This window comes from Streptomyces sp. NPDC051104, assembly GCF_040682835.1.
GTDB classification, from domain to species: Bacteria; Actinomycetota; Actinomycetes; order Streptomycetales; family Streptomycetaceae; genus Streptomyces; species Streptomyces cynarae.
Genome location: NZ_JBFBBS010000009.1, coordinates 204,837 through 230,456 on the forward strand (window position 1 = coordinate 204,837; position 25,620 = coordinate 230,456).

Consider the following 25,620-nt stretch of genomic DNA (forward strand, 5'->3'; position numbering starts at 1 on the left):
CCGCCCCCGACATGATCGAGAGGGGGCGCACTCCGTGTGCCCCGGCACGGCAAGATTCACGCAGATGGGCCGGTTTCGCCACCGTAAAGGATGGAGAAACCGGCCCGGGCGCGTGCGGCGGGTCGTCTCAGTCGCGGGCGGGCTCCACCGAGTCCACGCCCTGCGTGGCGCCCGCACGGTCGTAGCGGCTGCCGTCGAGCTTGGAGACCAGCCCGGTGACCTGGCGGGCGACGTCCGGCGCGGTCAGGCCGATCTCCGCGAGGACCTCCTTGCGGGAGGCGTGGTCGAGGAAGCGCGGCGGGACGCCGAAGTCACGCAGCGGCACGTCCACACCCGCGTCGCGCAGCGCCTGCGCGATCGCCGAACCCACACCACCGACGCGGGAGTTGTCCTCGACGGTGACGACCACACGGTGCCGCTCGGCGAGCGGGGCGAGCGCCTCGTCGACGGGCTTGACCCAGCGGGGGTCGACGACGGTGGTGGAGATGCCCTGCTTGTCGAGGAGGTCGGCGATCTCCAGGCACATGGGAGCGAGCGCGCCGACGGAAACCAGCAGGACGTCCGGCACGGGGGCCTCTGCCTTGCGCAGCACGTCCATGCCGCCGACCTTGCCGACGGCGGGGACGGCCGGGCCGACGACGCCCTTGGAGTAGCGCAGCACGGTCGGCGCGTCGTCCACGTCGACGGCCTCGCGCAGCTGGGCCCGCAGCTGCTCGGCGTCGCGAGGGGCGGCGATCCTCAGGCCCGGCACCACCTGGAGCATCGACATGTCCCACATGCCGTTGTGGGAGGCGCCGTCGTCGCCCGTGATGCCCGCCCGGTCGAGCACGAACGTCACACCGCACTTGTGCAGGGCGACGTCCATGAGCACTTGGTCGAAGGCGCGGTTGAGGAAGGTCGCGTACACCGCGAAGACGGGGTGCAGACCGCCGGTGGCGAGGCCGGCCGCGGAGACCGCGCCGTGCTGCTCGGCGATGCCGACGTCGTAGATCCGGTTCGGGAAGGCGTCCGCGAACTTCTTCAGGCCCACCGGCTGGAGCATCGCGGCCGTGATGGCGACGATGTCGTCGCGCTCCCGGCCGAGCCTGACCATCTCGTCGCCGAAGACGGAGGTCCAGCTGGCGGCAGCGGCCTTGATGGGCAGACCGGTGTCGGGGTGGATGGGGCCGATGCCGTGGAAGCGGTCGGCCTCGTCCTGCTCGGCGGGCCTGTAGCCGCGGCCCTTCTCGGTGAGGCAGTGCACGATGACCGGGCCGCCGAACCGCTTGGCGCGGGCCAGGGCGGACTCCAGGGCCTCGATGTCGTGCCCGTTGATCGGGCCGACGTACTTCAGGCCCAGGTCCTCGAACATGCCCTGCGGGGCGATGAAGTCCTTCAGGCCCTTCTTGGCCCCGTGCAGGGTCTCGTAGAGCGGCTTGCCGACGACGGGCGTGCGCTCGAGGACCTCCTTGGTGCGGGCCAGGAACTTCTCGTAGCCGTCGGTGGTGCGCAGGGTGGCCAGGTGGTTGGCGAGGCCGCCGATCGTGGGCGCGTAGGAGCGCTCGTTGTCGTTGACGACGATGACGAGCGGGCGGTCCTTGGCGTCGGCGATGTTGTTCAGCGCCTCCCAGGCCATGCCGCCGGTGAGGGCGCCGTCACCGATGACGGCCACGACGTGGCTGTCGCGCTTGAGCAGCTGGTTGGCCTTGGCCAGACCGTCGGCCCAGCCCAGGACGGTGGAGGCGTGCGAGTTCTCGATGACGTCGTGGTCGGACTCGGCGCGCGAGGGGTAGCCGGACAGACCCCCCTTGCTGCGCAGCTTGGAGAAGTCCTGACGGCCGGTGACCAGCTTGTGGACGTAGGCCTGGTGGCCGGTGTCCCACAGCACCTTGTCCTTCGGGGAGTGGAAGACGCGGTGCAGGGCGATGGTGAGCTCGACCACACCGAGGTTCGGACCGAGGTGGCCGCCGGTCTTGGAGACGGCGTCGACGAGGAAGGTCCGGATCTCCTCTGCCAGCTGGTCCAGCTCCTCCAGGCTGAGCCGGTCCAGATCGCGCGGTCCCCTGATGCGGGTCAGCAGCGGCACCCGTGCCTCCTTGCAGTAGAGCTGTGTCGAGCATTCGCCGGGCCTGTCGAGTCTAATGTTCCGCCTGTGAGGGATCACCGATGGCCCCATGGATCCCCCCGACGTGTCCGCCCAAACACGGTGCCGGACACAGGACTGTGCCCGGCACCGCCGTTGGCGCCGGGCACAGTGGCTGAAGTATCGGCTAGGCGCGGCCGGCCGTCTTCTGGGTCTTGCGGGTCACGGCGTCGATGACGACCGTGGCGAGCAGAACACCACCGGTGATCATGTACTGCACCGGCGAGGCGATGCCCTCCAGGGCGAGGCCGTACTGGATCGAGACGATCACCAGCACACCGAGCAGCGCGTTCCACGTGCGGCCACGCCCACCGAACAGCGACGTACCGCCGATCACCGCGGCGGCGATCGCGTTCATCAGCAGGTCACCGCCACCGGCACCCTGGTTGGCGGACGCGATCTTCGACGCGATGAACAGACCGCCGATCGCGGCGAACGTGCCGGAGACGGCGAAGACCGAGATGCGGACCGCGGCCACGTTGATACCGGCACGGCGGGACGCCTCCACGCTGCCGCCGAGCGCGAACACCTTCCGGCCGTACGCGGTGCGGCGCAGCACGAAGTCCGTGATGAGCAGCACAGCGATGAAGATGACCACGGCGAGCGGCAGGCCCTTGTACTGGTTGTAGACGACGGCCACGGCGAACGTGAGGACCGCCAGCAGCGCCGTGCGCAGGATCGTCTCGCTCAGTGGCCGGGACGGCACACCCGCGGCCTCGCGCCGCTTGTTGCCGAAGTAGGAGCTGAGGAAGTACAGCACGGTCACTGCCAGCGCGAGCCCGTAGGCGGCGGCCACGTCGGGGAAGTAGTACGTCGTCAGCTTGGCGACGAGGCCGTCGCTGTTCAGGTTGATCGTGCCGCTGTCGCCGAGGATCTGGAGCATGAAGCCGTTCCAGAACAGCAGACCGGCCAGGGTGACCGCGAACGCGGGCACACCGATCTTCGCGAAGACGAAGCCGTGGATCGCGCCGGCGACCGTACCGGTGAGGATGGCCAGCACGAAGGCGAGCCACTCGCTCATGCCGTGGGTGATGTTCAGGACGGCGAAGGTGGCGCCCGCGACACCGGAGACCGAGCCGACCGACAGGTCGATCTCGCCGAGCAGCAGCACGAAGACGATACCGACGGCGATCATGCCCGTGCCGACCATGGCGACGGAGATGTCGGAGAGGTTGCCGGCGGTGAGGAAGTTCGAGTTCAGACTCTGGAAGATGATCCAGATGATCGCCAGACCGATGACGACCGGGATCGCGCCCAGGTCACCGGCCTTCATCTTCCGCTTGAACTCGGTGACATAGCCCGTGAAGCCCTGCTCGCGCACCAGCAGACGGGGGTCGACGGCGGTGACCGCCTTCGCCGCCGCCTCGGGGTTCTCCACGACGGTGTCCTCGGGGGGCGTGGAGGTCTTGTCGATGCTCACTTCTTGATCTCCCCATTGCTGCGCGCCGCACGACGGGTCACGGCGTTGTCCGTGGCGCCGGTGATGGCGGAGATGATCTCTTCCTGCGAGGTCGTCTTGACCTCGAAGACGCCGTTGTTGCGCCCCAGACGCAGCACCGCCACCTTGTCGGCGACGGCCTTCACGTCGGCCATGTTGTGGCTGATGAGGATCACGGCGTGACCGCGCTCCCGCAGCCGCTCCACGAGGTCGAGGACCTGCGCGGTCTGCTCGACGCCGAGGGCGGCGGTGGGCTCGTCGAGGATCACCAGCTTGGGCTCGCCGAGCATGGAACGGGCGATGGCCACCACCTGGCGCTGACCGCCGGAGAGCGAGGCGATCGGGATGCGGACGCTGGGGATGCGGATGGACAGCTGGTCCAGCAGCTCGCGCGAGCGCCGCTCCATCTCCACCTCGTCCAGGACACCGCGGCGGCGGATCTCCCGGCCCAGGTAGAGGTTGCCGACGACGTCGATGTTGTCGCACAGCGCGAGGTCCTGGTAGACCGTCGCGATGCCCAGGTTCTGGGCGTCGTTCGGCTTGCCGATGTGGGCGGTCTTGCCTTCCCACTCGATGACGCCCTCATCGATGGGGTGCACGCCGGCGATCGTCTTGACCAGCGTGGATTTTCCGGCGCCGTTGTCACCGACCAGGGCGACCACCTCACCGGCGTGGACCTCAAGCTCTACGTCGGTGAGCGCCTGAACGGCACCGAACCGCTTGGAGACCCCGCGCAACGCCAGCACGGGCGTAGCGGACACGTGAACCATCTCCTTCGCCGCCTGACCCGGCGGGAGGTTGTGCAGAAGTTTGGGGGGTGTTCCGTCCGGCGCCCCGCGACGAGCTTGCGGGGCTGGTGGAGGCGGGGCGCCGGAGGAGTTTCAGTGCGCCAGTCCCGTACGGGAATTCAAGGGCGAATTCCCGTAGGGGGAAAGGGGCTTGCGGCCGGTTGTTACTTCAGGCCGATCTTGGCGCAGGCCGACGTGAACTGCGGGGTGCAGATGTCCGCGACGGTGTAGATGCCGTCCTTGATGACGGTGTCCTTGATGTTGTCCTTCGTCAGAGCGACGACCGGGACCAGGACGGAGGGCACCTGCTTGGTGGTCGGGCTGTCGACCTTGTCCTTCGCTATCGAGTCGAGCGCCTTGCCCTGGGCGATGGCGACGGCCATCTGCGCGGCGACGTCCGCCTCCTGCGGGTACGGCTTGTAGACGCTCATGTACTGGTCGCCGGTGACGATGCGCTGCACACCCGCGAGCTCCGCGTCCTGGCCGGTGACCGGGATGCCCTTGATGCCGGCGGCCTTGAGGGCGGTGATGATACCGCCGGCCATGCCGTCGTTGGCGGAGTAGACGCCGATGATGTTCTGCTTGCCGAGGGCGGAGATGGCGCCCTCCATGTTGGTGTTGGCGTTCTCCGGCTTCCAGTCCTTGGTGTCGTACTCCTTGCCGATGTTCACCTTGCCGTCGAGCACCTCGTGGGCGCCCTTCTTGAACTGCGCGGCGTTCGGGTCGGTGACGGAGCCGTTCATCATGACGATCTTGCCGGACTTGGCCTTGGAGCCGAGGGCCGTGAGGAGGGCCTGACCCTGGGTCTTGCCGACGGTCTCGTTGTCGAACGAGGTGTAGCCGCTGATCGGGCCCTGCGCCAGACGGTCGTAGGCGATGACCGGGATGCCCGCGTCCTTGGCCTTCTGCACGGAGCTCTTGATGGCCGCGGAGTCCACCGCGTCCACGATCAGCACGTCGACCTTGTTGGTGATCATGGTCTCGACCTGCTGGTTCTGCAGCGTGGCGTCCTGCTTGGCGTTGGCGTAGACCACCTCGCCCTTGCCGTTGGTAAGCTCCTTGACCTTCTTCTCGATCAAGGGGCGGTCGAACTTCTCATAACGCGCCGTCTGGTTCTCGGGGAGAAGCAGACCCACCTTGATGGCGTCGCCCTTCTTGGCGCTCGAGGACGAGGAAGAGCTCTTGCTGGACTCCTTGGCGCTGCCACAGGCGGCGAGCGAAACGGCCATGGCACCAGCAGCAACGGCGAAGGCCGCACGACGCATACGCGTGTTCACTTCTAGAAACCTCCCTGACGAGGCCGCGTCGTTGCGGCCGAGGTGGCTGGAAGTCAACTCGGCCACACGTGCGACGTCAAGAAGTAAATCCTTAACGAGATGGCAACGGTGCCATCCGTTATCTAAGTGAAGGCAGGCGTCGCAGCAGGCAGGCTGCCGTCCAAAAGGGTTGAATCACCCATTTCACTGAGTGCGAGAGCAAGCGCGCCGAGGACCTCCGCACGGCCGCCGAGCGCCCCTGGCAGCACCGACAGCTGGCGCGCGGCACTGGGGATCGCGTACCGGCCGACCGACTCCTTGATGGGCCCGAGGACCAGCTCACCGGCCTCGGCGAGATCACCGCCCAGGACCACGCGGCTCGGGTTGAGCAGATTGCACAGGTTGGCGACCCCGCTGCCGATGTGGCGGCCGACATCGGCGATCACCCGACGACAGCCCGGATCACCGTCCCGCGCCAGCCTCACCACACCTTCCATGGTCAGGTCGGCACCGTGGCTGGGCTGCAGCAGCGGCAGCACGTACCGCGCCGACGCGAACGTCTCCAGGCAGCCCCGGTTGCCGCAGCGGCAGACGGGACCGGATTCATCGAGAGTAATATGCCCGATTTCTCCCGCTGTGCCGCCAGGCCCGCGGTAGATCTTGCCGTCAATCACCAGTCCGGCGCCGACACCGCTCGCCACCTTGATGTACGCCAGGTCCTTGACCCCTCGGCCGCTGCCCCAGACCAGCTCGCCGAGGGCGCCGAGGTTGGCGTCGTTGTCCACGTGCACCGGCACGCCGAGCCGCCCCCCCAGCTCCTCGGCGGGTTTGGTGCCGGTCCAGCCCGGCAGGATGGCGGTGGAGCCGAGCGTGCCCGACTCGACGTCGATGGGTCCGGGAACGCCGAGCCCCACGCCCGCGATCTTGGACCGGCTCACTCCGGTCGCCTCGATCAGCCTGCTGACCAGCTCTTCCGCACGGTCGAAGCCCTGTGCGGCGGAGGCGTCCACGTCCAGGGGTTCGGACTCCTCGGCGAGCACCTGATGGGCGAGGTTCCCGATCGCGACGCGCAAATGGGTGTGCCCGAAGTCGACGCCGATCACGATGCCGGCGTCGCCGCTGAGAGAGACGCTGCGGGCCCTGCGGCCACCCGCCGATGTGGGCGTGACCTCGACGGTTCCGCCGTCCTTCAGCTCCCGCACGATATTGGAGACGGTCGCCGCGGACAGACCCGTCGTCCTCGCGATCTCGGCCTGCGTCAGCGACCCGGCCAGGCGCACCGCACGGACGACACGCTCCAGATTTGCCCGATGCAGCGACGACTGCGATCCCGGAGTCTCCATCGACTCATTCACTCCTGCCCTCAGCGCGGCGGCCACGGCGCCGCCCGTGTGACTCGGGTCACAGCAGCGGAATCCGAGTCACGTACAAGTTGTGAACTCCAAGCTCCGCTGAACGGGTTACCGCAGTCAAGTCCTTGACGGAAATCGGGAGAGATCAAAATGAGGACGGACGGACACACCGGCGCCGTCCCCGGTTCACGGGGAAGACGCCGGCAGGCCGGGGCAGCGGAAGTCGATCACTATTTCAGGGCGCCCGCCGTCAGGCCCTGTACCACCTGCCTCTGGAAGACGATGTACGCCGCGAGAACCGGCAGCATCGCCATCACCAGGCCGGCGAAGAGTCCGGACCAGTCGCCCTTGTATCCCTGGCTGGCCGCCAGCTGGACCAGGCCCTGGGTGAGGACGCGCTTGTCGGGGTCGGTGTTCAGGACCGTCGGGAGCATGTACTGGTTCCACTGGCCCAGGAAGTTGAAGATCCCCACGCTGATCAGGCCCGGCTTGGCCATCGGCAGCATGATCTGGAAGAACGTACGGGAGTGCGAGGCCCCGTCCACGAACGCGGCCTCGGCCACCGAGGTGGGCAGCGAGCGGAAGAACGCGGTCAGGAAGAACACCGTGAAGGGCAGCGAGTAGGCGATGTAGACGAGGATCAGCCCGTGGATCGTGTTCAGCAGCCCCATGTTGTTCACGACGTAGAACAGCGGGACCAGCGCCAGCATGATCGGGAAGCTCATGCCGCCGATGAACAGGTAGTAGATGAACCGGTTGCCCGGGAAGTCGAAGCGGGCGAGGACGTACGCCGCCATCGAGCCGAGCACCAGGGTCCCGATGAGCGAACCGCCCACCACCAGGACGGTGTTGAGGAAGTAGTCGCTCATGTTGGCGTCGGTCCAGGCCCGTGCCCAGTTCTCGAAGTGCAGCTTGTCGGGCAGCGACCAGGGCGAGTCGAAGATGGAGCGGTCGTCCTTGAAGGAGGTCATCACCGCCCACAGCAGCGGCATGACGACCATGAACGCCCACAGGATCAGCATGCCGTGCGAGAAGACGTTCAGCACGGTGCCCTCCCGCTTCGCCCGGGAGGGCCCGCCGACCGGGGTGTCCGCCTTTGCGTTGGGGGCGTGCGGTTCGGCCGGGATCGGGGCTGGGGTGTCGGTGGTCTCCACGGTCAGTACTCCAGCCGCTCGCGCCGGCCCAGCCGCATCACGACCGCCGCGAACAGCAGCGTGACGACGAGCAGGGCGACCCCGATCGTGGTTGCGTAGGCGGCCTGACCGTCGCGGAAGGCCTTCTGGTAGACGTACAGCACCATGACGGTGGTCGAGTAGTCCGGCCCGCCCGGCCCGGTCGTCATGATCTGTACGACCGCGAACGACTCGGCGCCCAGGGCGAGGATGCCCATGTACACCCAGCCGGACTGCACGGTGTCCCACAGCAGCGGCAGGGTGATCCGGAAGAAGGTGGTGGTGCGGTTCGCCCCGTCCAGGAGCGCCGCCTCGTACAGGTCCGCCGGGACGGAGGCCATGCCCGCGGAGAACAGGACCACGAAGAAGCCGACCGTGGACCAGACGAGGACCGCCATCACACACCACAGGGCGAGGCCCGGATCGCCCAGCCACAGCGGCTGGACGCTCCCGAGCCCGATGCCGCGCAGCAGCGAGTTGATGGCGCCGCTGTCCGGGTTGTACGCGAAAGCGAACAGCAGGGCGACGATCGCGATGGAGAGCACCTGCGGGAAGAAGTAGACGATCTTGTAGAAGGGCGAGCCGCGGACCCCGGAGATCACCGGCCCGCCCTTCCGCCGCCGCCCGCCCACATTGATCATGAAGGCGAGGAACAGCGCGAGACCGATCGTCACCGGTGGCAGCACCAGCGCGAACAGCAGACTGTGCCACAGCGACTTCCAGAAGATGTCGTCGTGGACCAGTCGCGTGTAGTTGTCGAAGCCCACCATCCTGAACTCGGGGCTCAGGCCGGTCCAGTCCGTGAACGAGTAGTAGATGGACTGGATGAACGGCCAGACGACGAAGAGCGCGTACAGGCCGAGGGGAACCGTCAGGAACCCCACGATGAACCGGTACTTGCCGTGATGCATGGCTACCGACCCCGATCCGGCCGTGCGGGCGGCCGCCTCCGCTGACGGACCTGCCGCTGACGGGCCTGCCCCGGGCAGGCCCGTCCCTGACGGTTCCTCACTGGTGCTTGTAGTGCTTGATCGACGTGTCCTTGGCGGTCTCGTCGGCGAAACCCTGGATCCGCTTGATGGCCTCGGCCGGGGTGATACGGCCGGCCATCATCTCGCCGAGACCGGACACGCCGATCTTCTCCTTCTGCAGCTGCACGTACCAGTCCTGCAGCCGCGGGTTCAGGACGTTGCTGCCGGCCTTCTCGAGCGCCGCCACACCCGACTTCAGGCCCGGGGTGAGGCTGATGCCCGTGGTGCCGCCGTTGAACGCCGTCAGCGACTTGACCTTGGTGGTGAAGTTCTTCGAGGATGCCTCGCTGAGCATGATGCGCAGTTGCTCCATGCCCCCCTCGGGGTTCTGCGCCTTGGCGGGGACGATGAAGGGCTCACCGCCGGAGGCCCAGATGGTGCCGAAGGGCATCTTGTCGGAGGAGTCGATGCCGGAGGGCGCGGAGACGGCGAGGTCGAAGTCGGCCGGGATGACGTTGGCGGACTCGTTCTCCACCCAGGAGCCGTTCGGGATGAACAGCGCCTTGCCCTGGGCCCAGGCGGTCTGCGACTGGATGTGGTCGAGGCCCGGCGTGCCCTTGAGGACGTAGCCCTTCCTGTAGAGCTCGTAGTACGCCTCGAAGCAGGCCTTGACGGCCGGGTGCTTCCAGGCGTTCGGCTCCAGGTTGTCGATGGCGTCGAGGACCTCGCGGCCACCGACCTTGCCGATCATCGGGTACAGGGAGAAGGGGAGGTAGTACGGGTACTTGCCGGCGTAGGTCCAGCCCGCGATGCCCTTCTTCTTGGCCTTCTCGCAGACCTTGAGCATCTCGTCCCAGGTCTCGGGGTACTTCTCGTCGAGCGAGTCGAGGAGCTTCTGCGAGTACCAGACGCCGTAGACCGTGTAGGCGTAGTACATGATCCACACGGGGTTGCCGTCGAACTGGCCCATCTCGACGATGCCGGGACGCAGTGTGTCGCGGACCTTCTTCGACGGGTCGTCGTAGGAGGGGGCGTCGAGGAGCGGGGTGAGGTCGGCGAGCTGGTTGCGGCTGACGAGGACGCCCATGTCCATCTGCTCGGCGCCGGAGTTGTCGATGAGGTCCGGCGGGTTGCCCTGGTTGAAGCGCGGTTGCAGGGTGGACTGGATTTTCTGGGTGGCGGAGAACTTCACCTTCGCCTTCGGGAAGTCCTTCTGGTAGATCTTGACCGCGTCCTGGGCGTACTCCTTGCCGAAGCCGCCGTCGAAGAGCACGAACTCCATCTGTGCCGTGTCGTTGACGCCGAGCGGGTTCTGCTTGGTCTTCTTGCCCGCCTTGGCCTTCTCCTGGCCGCCGCCTCCGCTGCTGGCGCACGCGGTCAGGAAGCTCATCGTGGGGACGGAGACCAGGCCCAGCGCGACGGAACGCTTGATCAGGCTGCGGCGCCCGACGCCTTCGGGGGTGGTGGTGCCGATGCCTTCGGGGGTGGTGCTGTGCTCGCCGGAAGTGGATCCCATGCTCAAGTCCTCGCCTTCTCCAGGACTCAGGCGGTGCACCGGCTCCTCCCCGGCACCGCGGTGATGGTGAAGCTGGGGTCGTGCATGAGCGATTTCAGGGGGCGGTGCGGTGGTGGTTCGTTCTCGAGACGGTCCGCCGCCTCCCGCTTCTCCCCGGTCGTGCCTGCCCACAGCCGTCGTACGGCAAGGTGATGGCTGCCCGGACGCCGACAGGTATAGTCCACTCTCCGTCGCGGGAGCAATATCGCAAGCAAGGTTGCCGCCGTGCGTTTCCGAGTTGAGACCTCGTTTGGAAATACGGGATGCTCGCACAGCTCTCGAACGCGATACCCATTGCATTGAGCCCGAATGCCACAGCCAACGCCCTTGACAGCACTGGCCACTTGACCACCTACTGGTCCTTGCGCAGGCGAAGTGACAACGTTGTCCATTCTCAACAGGCGCAGGGAGGGTGCTCGCCCATGCAGCACAGATCTCGGCACAGATGGGCTCCTACGGCGGTCGTGGCAACGGCCGCCTTCGCGTTGCTGGTGGCGGCCCAGGGCGCTGCGGTGGCTCTGCCCGGCGAAGCGGCGGCCGCGGAACGCGAGTTCGCTTCCTCCTTCGAGCCGGGGGATCCGGCGCCCACGTGGCTGAACACCGTGGACACGACGGCGGACGGCACCAAGCGGGCGTCCGGCGTGGACGGAGGGTACACCACCGGCATTCCAGGCAATGTGACCGATGAGGTGACCGATGTCCGGGCCGGCGCCGAGAACACGGACGGCGGGGAGGTGGCGGACAACCTGATCGACGGCGAGCCGAGTACCAAGTGGCTGACGTTCGCGCCGACGGGCTGGGCGGAGTTCGACCTGGACGAGCCGGTCAAGGTGGTGACATACGCGCTGACCTCGGCCAACGACCACGCCGAGCGGGATCCGGCCGACTGGACCCTTCAGGGGTCCACCGACGGCAAGGACTGGAAGACGCTGGACACCCGAACCGGCGACTCGTTCGACCAGCGCTTCCAGACCAAGTCGTACGATCTCGCCGAACCGGCCGAGTTCGCGCACTTCCGGCTGGACATCACCAGGAATCACAGCGGCGGCATACTGCAACTCGCCGATGTGCAGTTCTCCACGGGCAGCAGCACCGACCCCACGCCGAAAGACATGCGCACGCTGGTGGACCGCGGTCCTCTCGGCTCCCCCACCGCCAAGGCGGGCGCGGGCTTCACGGGCAGGCGGGCGCTGCGCTACGCCGGGACGCACACGGCAGACGGGCGGGCGTACTCGTACAACAAGGTCTTCGACGTGAACGTACGCGTCGAGCGGGACACGCAGTTGTCGTACCGGATCTTCCCGGCGATGGCGGACGGCGACCGAGACTACGACGCCACCAACGTCTCGGTCGACCTGGCCTTCACCGACGGCACCCACCTCAGTGACCTGGGCGCGCTCGACCAGCACGGCTTCCCGCTGAGCCCCACGGGACAGGGCGCGGCCAAGGTGCTGTACGTCAACCAGTGGAACAGCGTCGTCTCGCGAATCGGTTCGGTGGCGGCCGGCAAGACCGTGGACCGGGTCCTGGTGGCGTACGACTCGCCGAAGGGGCCGGCCAAGTTCCGGGGCTGGCTGGACGACCTCGCGCTGAAGCAGGTACCGCCGGACAAGCCCAAGTCCCACCTGTCCGACTACGCGGTGACCACCCGCGGCACCAACTCCAGCGGCTCCTTCTCCCGGGGCAACAACTTCCCGGCGACTGCCCTGCCGCACGGCTTCAACTTCTGGACGCCGGTGACCAACGCCAGCTCGCTGAGCTGGTTGTACGACTATGCACGGACCAACAACTCCGACAATCTGCCCACGATCCAGGCGTTCAGCGCGAGTCATGAGCCGAGCCCGTGGATGGGTGACCGGCAGACGTTCCAGGTGATGCCGTCCGCGTCCGGCACTCCGGACACCGGGCGCACCGCGCGGGCGCTGCCGTTCCGGCACGAGAACGAGATCGCGCGCCCCTACTACTACGGCGTGACGTTCGAGGGCGGCCTCAAGGCGGAGATGACGCCGACGGACCACGCGGCGGTGCTGCGGTTCACCTACCCCGGCGACGACGCGAGCGTGATCTTCGACAATGTGACGGAGCAGGCCGGGCTCACCCTCGACAAGGCGGGCGGCGTCGTGACCGGCTTCTCGGACGTGAAGTCCGGGCTGTCGACGGGCGCGACCCGCCTGTTCGTGTACGGCGTGTTCGACGCGCCGGTGACGGACGGGGCGGCCTCGGGCGTGAAGGGCTATCTGCGCTTCAAGCCGGGCGCCGACCACACGGTCACGCTCCGCCTCGCCACCTCCCTCATCAGCATCGACCAGGCGAAGGACAATCTGCGCCAGGAGATCCCGGACGGCACCTCGTTCGACGACGTCAGGGCACGCGCCCAGGGGACTTGGGACAAGCTGCTCGGCACCATCGAGGTCGAGGGCGCGACCACCGACCAGCTCACGACGCTGTACTCGTCGATGTACCGGCTGTACCTCTACCCCAACTCGGGCTTCGAGAAGGTGGGCTCGGCCGACCGGTACGCGTCCCCGTTCTCCCCGATGACGGGCCCGGACACGGCCACGCACACCGGGGCGAAGATCGTCGACGGCAAGGTGTACGTCAACAACGGCTTCTGGGACACCTACCGGACGACCTGGCCCGCATACTCCTTCCTGACACGGAGTCAGGCAGGCGAGCTGGTCGACGGCTTCGTGCAGCAGTACAAGGACGGCGGCTGGACCTCCCGCTGGTCCTCCCCCGGCTACGCGGACCTGATGACGGGCACCTCGTCGGACGTGGCGTTCGCGGACGCCTATGTGAAGGGCGTGCGGTTCGACGCCAAGGCCGCCTACGACGCGGCGGTGAAGAACGCGACGGTCCTGCCACCGTCGTCCGGCGTGGGCCGCAAGGGCATGGCCACCTCACCGTTCCTCGGCTACACCAGCACCGCCACCCGCGAGGGCCTGTCGTGGGCGATGGACGGTTACATCAACGACTACGGCATCGCCAGGATGGGCCAGGCGCTGTACAAGAAGACCGGCGAACAGCGCTACGAGGAGGAGTCGGCCTACTTCCTCAACCGCGCCCGGGACTACGTCGACCTCTTCGACTCGAGGGTGGGCTTCTTCCAGGGCCGGGACGCGCAGGGCGACTGGCGGCTGGACCCGTCGAAGTACGACCCGCGCGTGTGGGGCTACGACTACACGGAGACCAACGGCTGGGGCTTCGCCTTCACGGTCCCGCAGGACAGCCGGGGCCTTGCCAATCTGTACGGCGGCCGGGCGAAGCTGGCCGACAAGCTGGACGAGTACTTCGCGACACCGGAGACGGCCTCACCTCAGTTCGTGGGCTCCTACGGCAGCGTCATCCACGAGATGACGGAGGCCCGTGACGTCCGGATGGGCATGTACGGGCACTCCAACCAGCCCGCGCACCACGTGATCTACATGTACGACGCGGCGGGTCAGCCCTGGAAGGCGCAGGCGAAGGTCCGCGAGGTGCTCTCCCGCCTGTACACCGGCAGCGAGATCGGGCAGGGCTACCACGGCGACGAGGACAACGGCGAGCAGTCCGGCTGGTACGTCTTCTCGGCGCTGGGCTTCTACCCGCTGGTGATGGGCAGCGGCGAGTACGCCATCGGGTCCCCGCTGTTCACCAAGGCGACCGTGCACCTGGAGAACGGCAAGGACCTGGTCATCAAGGCCCCCAGGAACAGCGCGCGGAACGTCTACGTCCAGGGCCTGAGGGTCGACGGCAAGGAGTGGACGTCGACATCGCTGCCGCACGCGCTGCTCTCCCGGGGCGGTGTGCTGGAGTTCGACATGGGTCCGCGGCCGTCGGCCTGGGGCACCGGGAAGAACGCGGCACCGGCGTCCATCACACGGGACGACAAGGTGCCCTCACCGCGGGCGGACGTGCTCAAGGGTGACGGTCCGCTCTTCGACAACACCTCGGCGACGGAGGCGGCCGTGACGAGCGTGGACCTGCCGGTCACGGACGGCACCAAGGCGGTGCAGTACACGCTGACGTCCCCGGCGGACCGCGCGTCGGCCCCCACGGGCTGGACGCTCGAGGCCTCCGAGGACGGCACGCAGTGGACGACCCTGGACCAGCGGTCGAACGAGTCCTTCACCTGGGACCGGCAGACGAGGGTGTTCTCCGTCCCGCATCCCGGCACGTACGCGCACTACCGCCTGACCTTCACGAGGGAGTCGACGCTGGCGGAGGTGGAGCTGCTGGCCTGACGCACGCCGGCACGGAGGAGGGGCGGGCCCGCCGGGCCCGCCCCTTCGTGCTGAACAGCGGTGATCAGCCGGTGGCGAGGGTGAAGACGTGCAGGTCGGTGTCGTCCGGCAGCGTCACGCTCCTGATGCTCCTGCCGGCGGGGGCCTCGAAGGGCTTGGTGGCGAAGACGTAGGTCGCCACCGGGTCCTTGTCGGCGCCGGCGACGTTGCGGTACGCCGTCTTCGCGACCACCTCGTTGCCGTACTGGACGGTGCCCCCGCCCCCGCCGACGGTCCAGTCGGTGAAGGAGAGGTCGATGCTGTCGCTGGTGCCGTCGGTGTAGGTCACGGTCGCCCTGGTCTGCTGGCTGCCGTTGACGGCGCTGCCGATGAAGCTCAGCTTCGCCGCCGGGCCGGCGAGTTCGATCGTCTGTCCGGTCACGGACGCGTTGTCCGGTCGGCCGCTCGGCGAGTCGGGCCAGGTGAAGGTCAGACCGTCCACCGTGCCCTGCCTGCCCGCCGTGAGACCGGCGGCCGCCAGGGCCTGGCGGGAGTAGCTCCAGCCGCCGCCGTCGTAGTCGGCCTCGTCGTGGTCGCCCTGGTCGTCCGAGACACCGGTGTTGTTGTAGGCGGCGAGCAGTGTGCCGGGGGCCGCGACCGTCAACGCCACCGGTTGGACGTAGGAGGTGCCGTCCGAGGTCACGGTGACCCTGACGTCGTGGAAGCCCTGGCGGGCGGCCGGGCCTGCGGTCAGGGTGATCTCCTGGGCGCCGTCCTTGACCGTGCCCTGGGCGGGGCCGGCCGTCACCCCGTCCGGGGCGTCGACCGTGAACCGCACCTCGGGGCCCGTGCCGCCGTTCAGTGCCAGGGCGCGGATGCCGATCTGGGTGCTGCCGCCCGGGGCGAGGGTCGCGGTGGTCGGGCCGACGCCGATCTGGTACGGCTGCTCGCCCTGACGGAAGGACGGCGGCGCGTCGGCGGGGTCGCTGCCCCAGGAACGGTCCGGCACGGCGGACAGGGTGTAGTCGAGCCGGCCGCCGTCACGGACGAAGGACGCGGGCAGCCAGGGGCGTTCGGTGAGGCGTCCGTCGACTTTGAGAGAGCGGATGTACGGGGAGCCCTCGGCCGCGCCCTCGGCCCGGACCTCGATGTCGTTGCCGTAGGGGCGGTGGATCACGACGCGCGGGAACAGCGGGGAGGCGAGGACGAGTTCGGCGCGGGACGGCACCTGCGGGTACATGCCGAGCGCCGAGAAGACGTACCAGGACGACATGGCGCCGAGGTCGTCGTTGCCGGGGATGCCCTCGGGCTTGGTCGACCACAGCTCGGTCATCGCCGCCCGTACCGTCTCCTGGGTCTTGTGGGGCGCGCCCGCGTAGTCGTACAGGTAGGGGGTGTTGATCGACGGCTCGTTGTCCAGCTCCGCCTTGTCGCCGCCGCTGCCGATGAACGCCCAGCCGCCGTCGGCGTCGTGGAAGAAGGTGTCGAGACGGGCGAGTGCCTTGTCACGGCCGCCCATCGCCGCGAACAGCCCGGCGGGGTTGTGCTGCACCATCCAGGTGTACTGGGCCGCCGTGCCCTCCACGAAGCCGTTGCCGGTCGACGGGGTGAAGCCGGTGACCCAGCTGCCGTCCGCCTTGCGGCCCGCGATGTAGCCGCCACCGGGGTCGGCGGCAAGGTTGAAGTTGTTCTGCCACCACTGGGAACGGCGCGCGAAGGTCGCTGCGGTGTCCTTCTCCCCTGCCGCCCGGGCCAGTTGGGAGAGCGAGAAGTCCGCCGTGGACATCTCCAGGGTTTCGGCGGCGCCGCCCCAGGCGTTGGAGACGGACGGCATGTAGTGGTGCTCCAGGTACTTGTCCAGGGACGGGCGCTGGCCCACCGACAGCACCGGCTTGCCCGCCGGCGAGAGGTCCTGCTCGGTCGGGACCGTCGCCGCCTTCACCAGCGAGTCCAGTGCGCCGCGCAGGTCGAAGCGCGTGCCGCCGAAGGCGCGGATGCCCGCGAGGGCGGTCGGTGAAGGATCGCCGTTCATGACGTGGGTGCCGCTGGCGCCGTGCAGCCAGCGGTCCCACACTCCCCCGTTCTGCCGGGCCAGTTCGTACAGGGACTGCGCCATGTCGGAGCCGGTGTCCGGGTTCAGCAGCGTCAGCAGTTGCACCTGGTCGCGGTAGACGTCCCAGCCGGAGAAGGTGCCGTACTGGGCCTTGTGGCCGGGGCTCACCCGGTGCACCTCGCCGTCGCTGCCGCGGTAGCGTCCGTCGGCGTCGCTGATCACGTTCGGATGCAGCAGGGCGTGGTAGAGCGCGGTGTAGAAGGTGGTGCGGTCCTCGTCGGTGCCGCCGCCGACCCGTATCGCGCCCAGGCGGTCAAGCCAGGCCCGCCGGGCTGCGTGCTCGACGGACTCGAAGGACCGCCCGTCGGGGTTCTCGGCCCGCAGGTTGGCCTCCGCGCCCGCCTGGCTGACGTAGGAGATGCCGACCTTGACGTTCACCGGATCCGGGCCCGGTGCGAACTCGACGTACCCCCCCGCCCCCTTGCCCGCGACGGGACGGCCCCCGTGCGAGAACCCTCCCGTGTCACCGGTCGTGTGCGTCGAGCCCGGGGTCAGCTTGTCGTCCTGCCAGGTGCCGGTCGCCGTGAAGTCGCGGTCGAAGCGGGCCGTGAAGTAGAGCGTGTAGTAGCTGCGTTGTCCCTCGGGATCGAGGTAGCCGCAGAAGTCGCCGGAGGTGACGGAACCGGACACCGTGCGGGTCTCCGGGTCGATGGTGACCGTCGAATCCGACGACCCCACCTCGGAGTTGGCGGTGCGGATCAGCAGCGAGGCCGGTCTGCCCTCGGGGAACGTGAAGCGGGCCGAGCCGGTGCGCGCGGTCGCCGTCAGGTCGGCCGTGACACCGGAGGACAGGCCCACCGTGTAGTGGCCGGGCTCGGCGGTCTCGTCTGCGTGCGTGAAGTCGGCCGCGTACACGGCCTCCTTGGTGTCGCTCGCCGGTGAGGAGGTGACCTCGCCCGCGTACGGGAAGAACGGGATGTCGCCGCTGCCGCCCGCGCAGCCGGTGCCGGACATATGGGTGAGGCTGAAGCCGCGGACGCGGGTGGCGTCGTACTGGTAGCCGCCGGGCGCGGCCGTTCTCGTCGCGTCGCCCCGGGTGTTCTCGGGACTCCAGGACAGCATCCCGAACGGGGCGACGGCGCCGGGGAAGACGTTGCCGCCGTTCCGGGTGCCGATGAGCGGGTCGACGTACGCGGTGGGGTCGCCCACCAGGTCGGGTGACGGTCGGGCGCCCGCGGCGAGCGCGGGGGACGGGGGTCCCCCCGCTCGAGCGAAGCCGAGAGTGGGGGAACCGCCGACCGCCAGGGCGGCGGCCAGCAGCAGGGACGTCGGACGGAAACGCATGACGCGGCCCCTCCTCCTTCGGACGGGTCGCGCACCACGGGTCGCACAAGCCGCAGGGACAGTAGCGTGCGCCAGGTGTATGGCGGAAGACCGTCTGCGGAAGGCCGCTTGTGGAACGCCGTTTGCGGAAGCCGTCGTTCGGCCGGAGCGCCGGGACGTCCCCTTAAGAGTGAACACCAGGAGTGACCCTTGACATCGTTGTCCGCCGCCGCGGTACAGTCATGTACAGACCATTCCGACAACGTTGTCGCCTCCGCCGGTCGACACAAGCCATCAGACCCCGGTCCGGCCTACTCCCCCCGGGCCGGGCCGGCTCGCGGACCGGGTGGCGCGCACAGCGGCCACCCGGTCCGCCCAGCGGCCCGGACACTCCCCACCGACGCCCTACGTCACTCGTGGGGGCGGTGTTCACCGCTCCGGGGCGCGCGCGGGGCAACCCCAGTGCTCTCGTGGTCATCTACCTGTAGGAACGCAATGACCGGGGAGAAGGGCGGGTTGTGCACGGTTCCGGTGCGGACGGTGGCCGCGAGAAGGCCACCGCCGGCTCCTGGTGGGCGGCCGCGGTGGCGAACCTCCTGATCGGCATGCTGGCGATCGTCCCCGGCGTGTGCGTCCGGTGGCTGCTGAACAGGTACGCGCTGCTTCACTGCGTCACCGGCTTCGGCTGCGGCGGCACGTCACCGGACCAGACCGTCGGTATGACGCTCGGCGCGGTGCTGGGCGGTGGGTTCATCCTCGGGATGGTGCTGGTGGTGGACGTCCTCATGCCGTGGCAGGAGGGCCGACCGCTGCACCTGTGGCTCGGCATGACGACCCTGGTGCCGGCGCCGTTCGCGGTGGCGCAGGTGGCGGGATGGATCTAGGGCTCCCCCTCAACGACGGCTCCGTCATGGGCAGTTCGATCGTGAACTCCGTACGGCCCGGAACACTCTCCGCCCGGACGCTGCCGCCGTGGGCCGCCGTGATCGCCGCGGCGATCGCGAGGCCGAGGCCCGAACCGCCCGCCGTGCCGTGCGTGCGGGAGCGGGAGGCCTCGGCGCGGGTGAAGCGTTCGAACACCGTCGGCAGCAGTGCGGGCGGGATGCCGGGCCCGTCGTCCCGCACACGGATCACGCACCGCTCGCCGCTCGCCTCGACGGAGGCGGCGACGGTGGTGCGGGCGGGTGTGTGGACGCGGGCGTTGGCCAGGAGATGCGCCACCGCCTGGCGCAGCCGTGCCTCGTCGCCGACGACCAGCGCGGGGGTGTCGAGCTGCAGGGCGAGCTGCCAGTCGTGGTCGCCGCCCTCCGCGCGCGCCTCCCACACCGCCTCGGCGACCAGGGACGCGAGGTCCACCTCGGCGCAGTGCAGGGGGCGACCCTCGTCGAGCCGGGCGAGCAGCAGCAGGCCTTCCACCAGGTGCGTCATACGGGCCGACTCGGCGGTGACGCGGCGCCAGGCCAGTTCCGGCTCGATCGGGCCGGTGCCCCGGTTCATGAGTTCCGCGTAGCCGGCGATGGAGGCGAGCGGCGTCCGCAGTTCGTGGCTGGCGTCGGCGACGAAGCGGCGCATGCGTTCCTCGCTGCGGCGCACCCGCTCCTCACTGCGCCGGTGTTCGGCGAGCGAGGACTCGACATGCTCGATCATGCGGTTCAGCGCGGCGCCGACCTGTCCGGCCTCGGTGCCGGGGTCGGTGTCGCGTTCGGGCACGCGGGTGAGACGGGTGACGTCACCCCGGCCCAGCGGCGCTCGGGAGACCTCCACGGCGGTGGCGGCGACCCGGCCGAGCGGGCGCAGCTGGCGCCGTATCACCACCGCGCAGACGCAGCCCGCGGCGGCGAGTCCGACGGCCGCCACGACGACCTCGACCACGACCAGGTCCCCGATCAGGTCCCGGACGTCGTCCATCGGGAGCCCGGTGAGGACACGGACCCCGTCGCCGCCGAGAGCGGTGACCCGGTAGGTGCCGAGGCCCGGCACGGTCCGGGTGTGCATCGAGCCGTCGGGCCTGATGCCGTCCAGGGCGGCACGCTGGGCGTCGCTGAGGGGCCGCGGCGCCGCACCCCGGGTGACGGCCCCGGCCACGGTGACCTTCCCGTGCTCGTCGAGCCGGGCGGCGAGCAGGCCGGCGGGTTGTCCGCTCTCCCCGAGGAAGCCGAGATCGGTATCGCGGTCCGGAAAGAGGGTGGCCTCGGCGCGGCTGCGCTGCGCGGCGTCGCCGACGCGGCGGTCGAGGTCGCCGAGCAGATAGGTGCGCTGGGCGTAGACGGAGGTGAGTGCCATGGCCGCGCAGACCACGACGAGAACCGCGCCGGTGAACAGGAGCAGCCGCGCGCGCAGCGAACGCCCCACCGGCCGCCTCGGGAGCCCGGCCCTCATCTCCGCGCCTCGGCAGCGGCGACGGACGGCGGCGCGACGAGTCCGGGCTCGTCGTCGACGATCAGCACACGGACCGGGCCGCCGGGGGAAACAGTGGTGCCAGACATGTCGCAATCCTGTCCCGGTCCGCTGAGGAAACCCTGTGTCCGCACTGAGCACCGGCGATGTCCCGTGCAGGCGATGGGTCCGAAGACGGCGCAGGGCCGCACCCCCGGGCGGGGGTGCGGCCCTCGACTGCCGTGCCGGATCGCCTACTTGCGGATCAGGCTGCGCAGCACGTACTGCATGATGCCGCCGTTGCGGTAGTAGTCGGCCTCACCGGGGGTGTCGATGCGGACGACCGCGTCGAACTCGACACCGGTGTCGGTGGTGACCTTGACCGTGCGCGGCGTGGTGCCGTTGTTGAGCTCCTCGACGCCGGTGAAGGAGAAGGTCTCCTCGCCGGTCAGACCGAGGGACTCGGCGGTGGCGCCCTCCGGGAACTGCAGCGGGAGCACACCCATGCCGATCAGGTTGGAGCGGTGGATGCGCTCGTACGACTCGGCGATGACGGCCTTGACGCCGAGCAGCGCGGTGCCCTTGGCCGCCCAGTCGCGGGACGAACCGGAGCCGTACTCCTTGCCGGCCAGGACGACCAGCGGGATGCCGGCGGCCTGGTAGTTCTGCGAGGCGTCGTAGATGAAGGAGACCGGCCCGCCCTCCTGGGTGAAGTCGCGGGTGTAGCCGCCCTCGGTGCCCGGCGCGATCTGGTTGCGCAGGCGGATGTTGGCGAACGTACCGCGGATCATCACCTCGTGGTTGCCGCGGCGGGAACCGTAGGAGTTGAAGTCGCGGCGCTCGACACCGTGCTCGGTGAGGTACTTGCCGGCCGGGGTGTCGGCCTTGATCGCGCCGGCCGGGGAGATGTGGTCGGTGGTGACCGAGTCGCCGAGCTTGGCCAGGACGCGGGCGCCGGTGATGTCCTCGACCGGGGCCGGCTCCATGCCCATGCCCTCGAAGTACGGGGGCTTGCGGACGTAGGTGGACTCGGGGTCCCACTCGAAGGTGTCGCCGGTCGGGACCGGGAGGGACTGCCACTGGGCGTCGCCGGCGAAGACGTCGCTGTAGGACTTGGAGAACATGTCCTCGCCGATGGCGTTGGCGACGACGTCGTTGACCTCGGCCTCGGAGGGCCAGATGTCCTTCAGGTAGACCGGGTTGCCGTCCTGGTCGGTGCCGAGCGCGTCCTTGGTGATGTCCACCTTCATGGAGCCCGCGATGGCGTAGGCGACGACCAGCGGCGGGGACGCCAGGTAGTTCATCTTGACGTCGGGGTTGATACGGCCCTCGAAGTTCCGGTTTCCGGAGAGGACCGAGGTGACCGCGAGGTCGTGGTCGTTGACGGCCTTGGAGACCTCCTCCGGCAGCGGGCCCGAGTTGCCGATGCAGGTGGTGCAGCCGTAGCCGACGAGATTGAAGCCCAGCTTGTCCAGGTATGGAGTGAGGCCGGCCTTCTCGAAGTAGTCGGTGACGACCTTGGAGCCCGGGGCGAGGGTGGACTTCACCCACGGCTTGCGGGTGAGGCCCTTCTCGACCGCCTTCTTGGCGACCAGGGCGGCGCCGATCATGACGTACGGGTTGGAGGTGTTGGTGCAGGAGGTGATGGCCGCGACCGTCACCGCACCGTGGTCCAGCTCGTAGGTCGTGCCGTCGGGGGCGGTGACCTGGACCGCGTTGGACGGTACGGCACCGGTGCCCTGGCCGTGCTGCGGGGCGCCGGCGCCGTTCTCCTGGTGGCCGTAGGCCGGGGCGTCGGAGGCCGGGAAGGACTCGGCGCTCGCCTCGTCGACCGGGGAGGCGGCGGCCTCCGGTGACTGCGCGACGGGGGCCTCGACGTAGTTGAGGACGTCCTTGGCGAACTGCTGGGCGGCCTCGGCCAGGACGATGCGGTCCTGCGGGCGCTTCGGGCCGGCGATCGACGGGACGACCGTGGACAGGTCCAGCTCGAGCTTCTCGGAGAAGTCCGGCTCGGCCTTCGGGTCCAGCCACAGGCCCTGCTGCTTGGCGTAGGTCTCGACGAGCGCGACCTGCTGCTCGGAGCGGCCGGTCAGGCGCAAATACTTCAGGGTCTCGTCGTCGATCGGGAAGATCGCGGCGGTGGAGCCGAACTCCGGCGACATGTTGCCGATGGTGGCGCGGTTGGCGAGCGAGGTGGCGGCGACGCCCTCGCCGTAGAACTCGACGAACTTGCCGACCACACCGTGCTTGCGGAGCATCTCGGTGATGGTGAGCACGAGGTCGGTGGCGGTGGTGCCGGCGGGCAGCTCGCCGGTCAGCTTGAAGCCGACGACGCGCGGGATGAGCATGGAGACCGGCTGGCCGAGCATCGCGGCCTCGGCCTCGATGCCGCCGACGCCCCAGCCGAGGACGCCGAGGCCGTTGACCATGGTGGTGTGCGAGTCGGTGCCGACCAGAGTGTCCGGGTAGGCCTTGCCGTCACGGACCATCACCACGCGGGCCAGGTGCTCGATGTTGACCTGGTGGACGATGCCGGTGCCGGGCGGGACGACCTTGAACTCGTCGAAGGCGGTCTGGCCCCAGCGCAGGAACTGGTAGCGCTCCTTGTTGCGGCCGTACTCCAGCTCGACGTTGACCTTGAAGGCGTCGTTGGTGCCGAACTTGTCGGCGATGACGGAGTGGTCGATGACCAGCTCGGCCGGCGCCAGCGGGTTGATCTTCGCCGGGTCGCCGCCCAGCTCCTTGACGGCCTCGCGCATGGTGGCGAGGTCCACGACACAGGGCACGCCGGTGAAGTCCTGCATGATCACGCGGGCCGGCGTGAACTGGATCTCCTGCGACGGCTGGGCCTGGGAGTCCCAGTTGCCGAGGGCGCGGATGTGGTCGGCGGTGATGTTCGCGCCGTCCTCGGTGCGGAGCAGGTTCTCCAGCAGGACCTTGAGGCTGTAGGGCAGGCGGGCCGAGCCCTCCACCTTGTCCAGCCGGAAGATCTCGTACGACTCGTCGCCCACCTGCAGCGTGCTGCGGGCGTCGAAGCTGTTCGCCGACACGACAGTCTCCTTCATTGATGTGCGCGTACCACCACGATCCTGCCGCCACGGCATCTCGGCCGATCCGCTGAGGTCAGGCTAAGTTAGGTAACCCTTACCAGAGCGGCTACTGCGGTACGCCTCGGCAGATATCTCGATGTCGAGATAACTCTAGTACATGGGGCCGGGTAGGTCATGTGCGACCGGAGCCCGTCGCGACACACCCCTGTCACCAGGCATCACTCTGCTCCTTTCACCCGAATGGACCCCACAAGATGCCGCATCTCATATCTGAGATAACCTCAGTCTCATGTCAGACGACTACCTCGTACGCATCGGCAAGCTCATCCGTGTCGCACGCCAGCACCGTGGCCTGACCCAGGCGCAGCTCGCCGAGGCACTCGGTACCAGTCAGAGCGCCGTCAACCGCATCGAGCGGGGCAACCAGAACCTCAGCCTTGAGATGATCGCCCGCATCGGGGACGCCCTGGAGAGCGAGATCGTGTCCCTGGGCTACGCGGGCCCCATGCATCTGCGCGTGGTCGGCGGCCGCCGGCTGTCCGGCGCGATCGACGTCAAGACGAGCAAGAACGCCTGCGTGGCGCTGCTGTGCGCCTCGCTGCTCAACAAGGGGCGCACGGTGCTGCGGCGCGTCGCCCGCATCGAGGAGGTGTACCGCCTGCTGGAGGTGCTCACCTCGATCGGTGTGCGGACCCGGTGGATCAACGAGGGGGTCGATCTGGAGATCGTCCCGCCCGCGGATCTCGACCTGGACGCCATCGACGCCGAGGCCGCCCGCCGTACGCGGTCCATCATCATGTTCCTCGGTCCGCTGCTGCACCGCCTCGACCGCTTCAAGCTGCCGTACGCGGGCGGCTGCGACCTCGGGACGCGCACCATCGAGCCGCACATGATCGCGCTGCGCCGCTTCGGGCTCGAGGTCACCGCCACGGAGGGGCTGTACCACGCGGTGGTGGACCGGTCCGTCTCCCCCGGCCGGGCGATCGTCCTGACCGAGCGCGGCGACACCGTGACCGAGAACGCGCTCCTGGCCGCCGCGCGGCACAACGGCGTCACGGTCATCCGCAACGCCTCCTCCAACTACATGGTCCAGGACCTGTGCTTCTTCCTCGAGGCGCTCGGCGTCGAGGTCGAGGGCATCGGCACCACCACGCTCACCGTCCACGGCGTGCCGAACATCGACGTCGACGTCGACTACTCCCCCTCCGAGGACCCGGTCGAGGCGATGAGCCTGCTGGCCGCCGCGGTGGTCACCGAGTCGGAACTGACCGTGCGCCGGGTGCCGATCGAGTTCCTGGAGATCGAGCTCGCGGTGCTGGAGGAGATGGGGCTCGACCACGACCGCACGCCCGAGTACTCCGCCGACAACGGCCGTACCCGGCTGGTGGACCTGACCGTGCGGCCCTCCAAGCTGGAGGCGCCGATCGACAAGATCCACCCGATGCCGTTCCCCGGCCTGAACATCGACAACGTCCCGTTCTTCGCGGCCATCGCGGCCTCCGCGCAGGGCAAGACGCTGATCCACGACTGGGTCTACGACAACCGGGCCATCTACCTGACCGACCTCAACCGCCTGGGCGGGCGCCTGCAGTTGCTCGACCCGCACCGGGTGCTGGTCGAGGGCCCGACCCGCTGGCGCGCCGCCGAGATGATGTGCCCGCCCGCGCTGCGCCCCGCCGTGGTCGTCCTGCTGGCGATGATGGCGGCCGAGGGCACGTCCGTACTGCGCAACGTGTACGTCATCAACCGCGGCTACGAGGAGCTGGCCGAGCGACTGAACTCGGTCGGGGCGCAGATCGAGATCTTCCGGGACATCTGAACGACGGATGCCGCCGTGCTCCGCTTGACCTGCACTGATGCGGGTTTGGAGGGGTGCGGCGGCGCCAGAGGGTTCCCGGACGAGGGGCGAACCGGACGGGGTGCCCGGATGCTCCGCCGGAGCCCGTCACGATGCCCTTGTGC

The 25,620-nt window shown here is 68.9% G+C and carries 14 protein-coding genes; 3 read left to right on the forward strand and 11 right to left on the reverse strand.

Going from position 1 to position 25,620, the window contains the following annotated elements; all coding sequences use genetic code 11:
- Window positions 1-127: 127 nt before the first annotated feature.
- From dxs to ngcE, 8 genes are all read right to left on the reverse strand, one after another.
- The gene (dxs, locus tag AB0N14_RS16600) at window positions 128-2,065 is read right to left on the reverse strand and encodes a 1-deoxy-D-xylulose-5-phosphate synthase (RefSeq protein ID WP_366026358.1); all 1,938 of its coding nucleotides are present in this window, start codon (window positions 2,063-2,065) and stop codon (window positions 128-130) included.
- A gap of 184 nt (window positions 2,066-2,249) precedes the next feature.
- A complete protein-coding gene (locus tag AB0N14_RS16605) occupies window positions 2,250-3,542 on the reverse strand; it encodes a sugar ABC transporter permease (protein WP_366026359.1) in 1,293 nt (430 codons plus the stop codon).
- The gene (locus tag AB0N14_RS16610) at window positions 3,539-4,330 is read right to left on the reverse strand and encodes an ATP-binding cassette domain-containing protein (protein WP_366026360.1); all 792 of its coding nucleotides are present in this window, start codon (window positions 4,328-4,330) and stop codon (window positions 3,539-3,541) included. Before AB0N14_RS16610 ends, AB0N14_RS16605 begins: the two co-directional genes overlap by 4 nt.
- Before the next feature lie 182 nt (window positions 4,331-4,512).
- Entirely contained in the window at window positions 4,513-5,613 is a 1,101-nt protein-coding gene (locus AB0N14_RS16615) for a sugar ABC transporter substrate-binding protein (protein ID WP_366026419.1), read from the reverse strand.
- A 134-nt stretch (window positions 5,614-5,747) separates the two neighbouring features.
- Entirely contained in the window at window positions 5,748-6,947 is a 1,200-nt protein-coding gene (locus tag AB0N14_RS16620; protein WP_366026361.1) for an ROK family transcriptional regulator, read from the reverse strand.
- 239 nt (window positions 6,948-7,186) lie between these two features.
- Window positions 7,187-8,110, reverse strand: coding sequence for a carbohydrate ABC transporter permease (locus AB0N14_RS16625; protein WP_366026362.1), 924 nt, complete (start codon window positions 8,108-8,110; stop codon window positions 7,187-7,189).
- Between the two features lie 2 nt (window positions 8,111-8,112).
- Entirely contained in the window at window positions 8,113-9,039 is a 927-nt protein-coding gene (locus AB0N14_RS16630) for a sugar ABC transporter permease (RefSeq protein WP_366026363.1), read from the reverse strand.
- Window positions 9,040-9,136: 97 nt separating this feature from the next.
- Window positions 9,137-10,615, reverse strand: a complete 1,479-nt coding sequence (ngcE, locus tag AB0N14_RS16635; RefSeq protein ID WP_366026364.1) for an N-acetylglucosamine/diacetylchitobiose ABC transporter substrate-binding protein — start codon at window positions 10,613-10,615, stop codon at window positions 9,137-9,139.
- A gap of 461 nt (window positions 10,616-11,076) precedes the next feature.
- On the opposite strand from ngcE, the gene AB0N14_RS16640 reads away from it, so the two are divergent.
- Window positions 11,077-14,877 carry a GH92 family glycosyl hydrolase gene (locus tag AB0N14_RS16640; RefSeq protein ID WP_366026365.1) on the forward strand — a complete coding sequence of 1,267 codons (3,801 nt, stop codon included), beginning with the start codon at window positions 11,077-11,079 and terminating at the stop codon, window positions 14,875-14,877.
- A gap of 64 nt (window positions 14,878-14,941) precedes the next feature.
- On the opposite strand, the gene AB0N14_RS16645 is transcribed toward AB0N14_RS16640, so the two are convergent.
- Window positions 14,942-18,253: a GH92 family glycosyl hydrolase gene (locus tag AB0N14_RS16645; RefSeq protein ID WP_366026366.1), complete on the reverse strand. Its 3,312-nt coding sequence runs from the start codon at window positions 18,251-18,253 to the stop codon at window positions 14,942-14,944.
- 497 nt (window positions 18,254-18,750) lie between these two features.
- On the opposite strand from AB0N14_RS16645, the gene AB0N14_RS16650 reads away from it, so the two are divergent.
- Window positions 18,751-19,116 (forward strand): hypothetical protein, encoded by a 366-nt coding sequence (locus AB0N14_RS16650; protein WP_366026367.1) that lies wholly within the window; start codon window positions 18,751-18,753, stop codon window positions 19,114-19,116.
- Here the strand turns inward: AB0N14_RS16650 and AB0N14_RS16655 are convergent.
- Together AB0N14_RS16655 and AB0N14_RS16660 are read right to left on the reverse strand one after the other, a co-directional pair.
- Complete coding sequence (locus AB0N14_RS16655) at window positions 19,016-20,611, reverse strand: ATP-binding protein (RefSeq protein WP_366026368.1); 1,596 nt, start codon at window positions 20,609-20,611, stop codon at window positions 19,016-19,018. The genes AB0N14_RS16650 and AB0N14_RS16655 overlap by 101 nt on opposite strands.
- Window positions 20,612-20,862: 251 nt before the next feature.
- Window positions 20,863-23,658 (reverse strand): aconitate hydratase, encoded by a 2,796-nt coding sequence (locus AB0N14_RS16660; protein ID WP_366026369.1) that lies wholly within the window; start codon window positions 23,656-23,658, stop codon window positions 20,863-20,865.
- Between the two features lie 289 nt (window positions 23,659-23,947).
- Here AB0N14_RS16660 and AB0N14_RS16665 point away from each other — a divergent pair, with 289 nt between their 5' ends.
- On the forward strand, window positions 23,948-25,477 hold the full coding sequence (locus tag AB0N14_RS16665) for a UDP-N-acetylglucosamine 1-carboxyvinyltransferase (protein WP_366026370.1): 1,530 nt from the start codon (window positions 23,948-23,950) through the stop codon (window positions 25,475-25,477).
- The last annotated feature ends 143 nt before the right edge of the window (window positions 25,478-25,620 follow it).

Excerpts from the sequence above, each read along its gene's own strand:
- AB0N14_RS16640 (WP_366026365.1), top strand. The coding sequence starts at position 11,077 with ATGCAGCACAGATCTCGGCACAGATGGGCTCCTACGGCGGTCGTGGCA.
- AB0N14_RS16610 (WP_366026360.1), bottom strand. The coding sequence starts at position 4,330 with ATGGTTCACGTGTCCGCTACGCCCGTGCTGGCGTTGCGCGGGGTCTCC.
- AB0N14_RS16620 (WP_366026361.1), bottom strand. The coding sequence starts at position 6,947 with ATGGAGACTCCGGGATCGCAGTCGTCGCTGCATCGGGCAAATCTGGAG.
- AB0N14_RS16630 (WP_366026363.1), bottom strand. The coding sequence starts at position 9,039 with ATGCATCACGGCAAGTACCGGTTCATCGTGGGGTTCCTGACGGTTCCC.
- AB0N14_RS16665 (WP_366026370.1), top strand. The coding sequence starts at position 23,948 with ATGTCAGACGACTACCTCGTACGCATCGGCAAGCTCATCCGTGTCGCA.
- ngcE (WP_366026364.1), bottom strand. The coding sequence starts at position 10,615 with ATGGGATCCACTTCCGGCGAGCACAGCACCACCCCCGAAGGCATCGGC.
- AB0N14_RS16645 (WP_366026366.1), bottom strand. The coding sequence starts at position 18,253 with ATGCGTTTCCGTCCGACGTCCCTGCTGCTGGCCGCCGCCCTGGCGGTC.
- AB0N14_RS16615 (WP_366026419.1), bottom strand. The coding sequence starts at position 5,613 with ATGCGTCGTGCGGCCTTCGCCGTTGCTGCTGGTGCCATGGCCGTTTCG.
- AB0N14_RS16655 (WP_366026368.1), bottom strand. The coding sequence starts at position 20,611 with ATGAGGGCCGGGCTCCCGAGGCGGCCGGTGGGGCGTTCGCTGCGCGCG.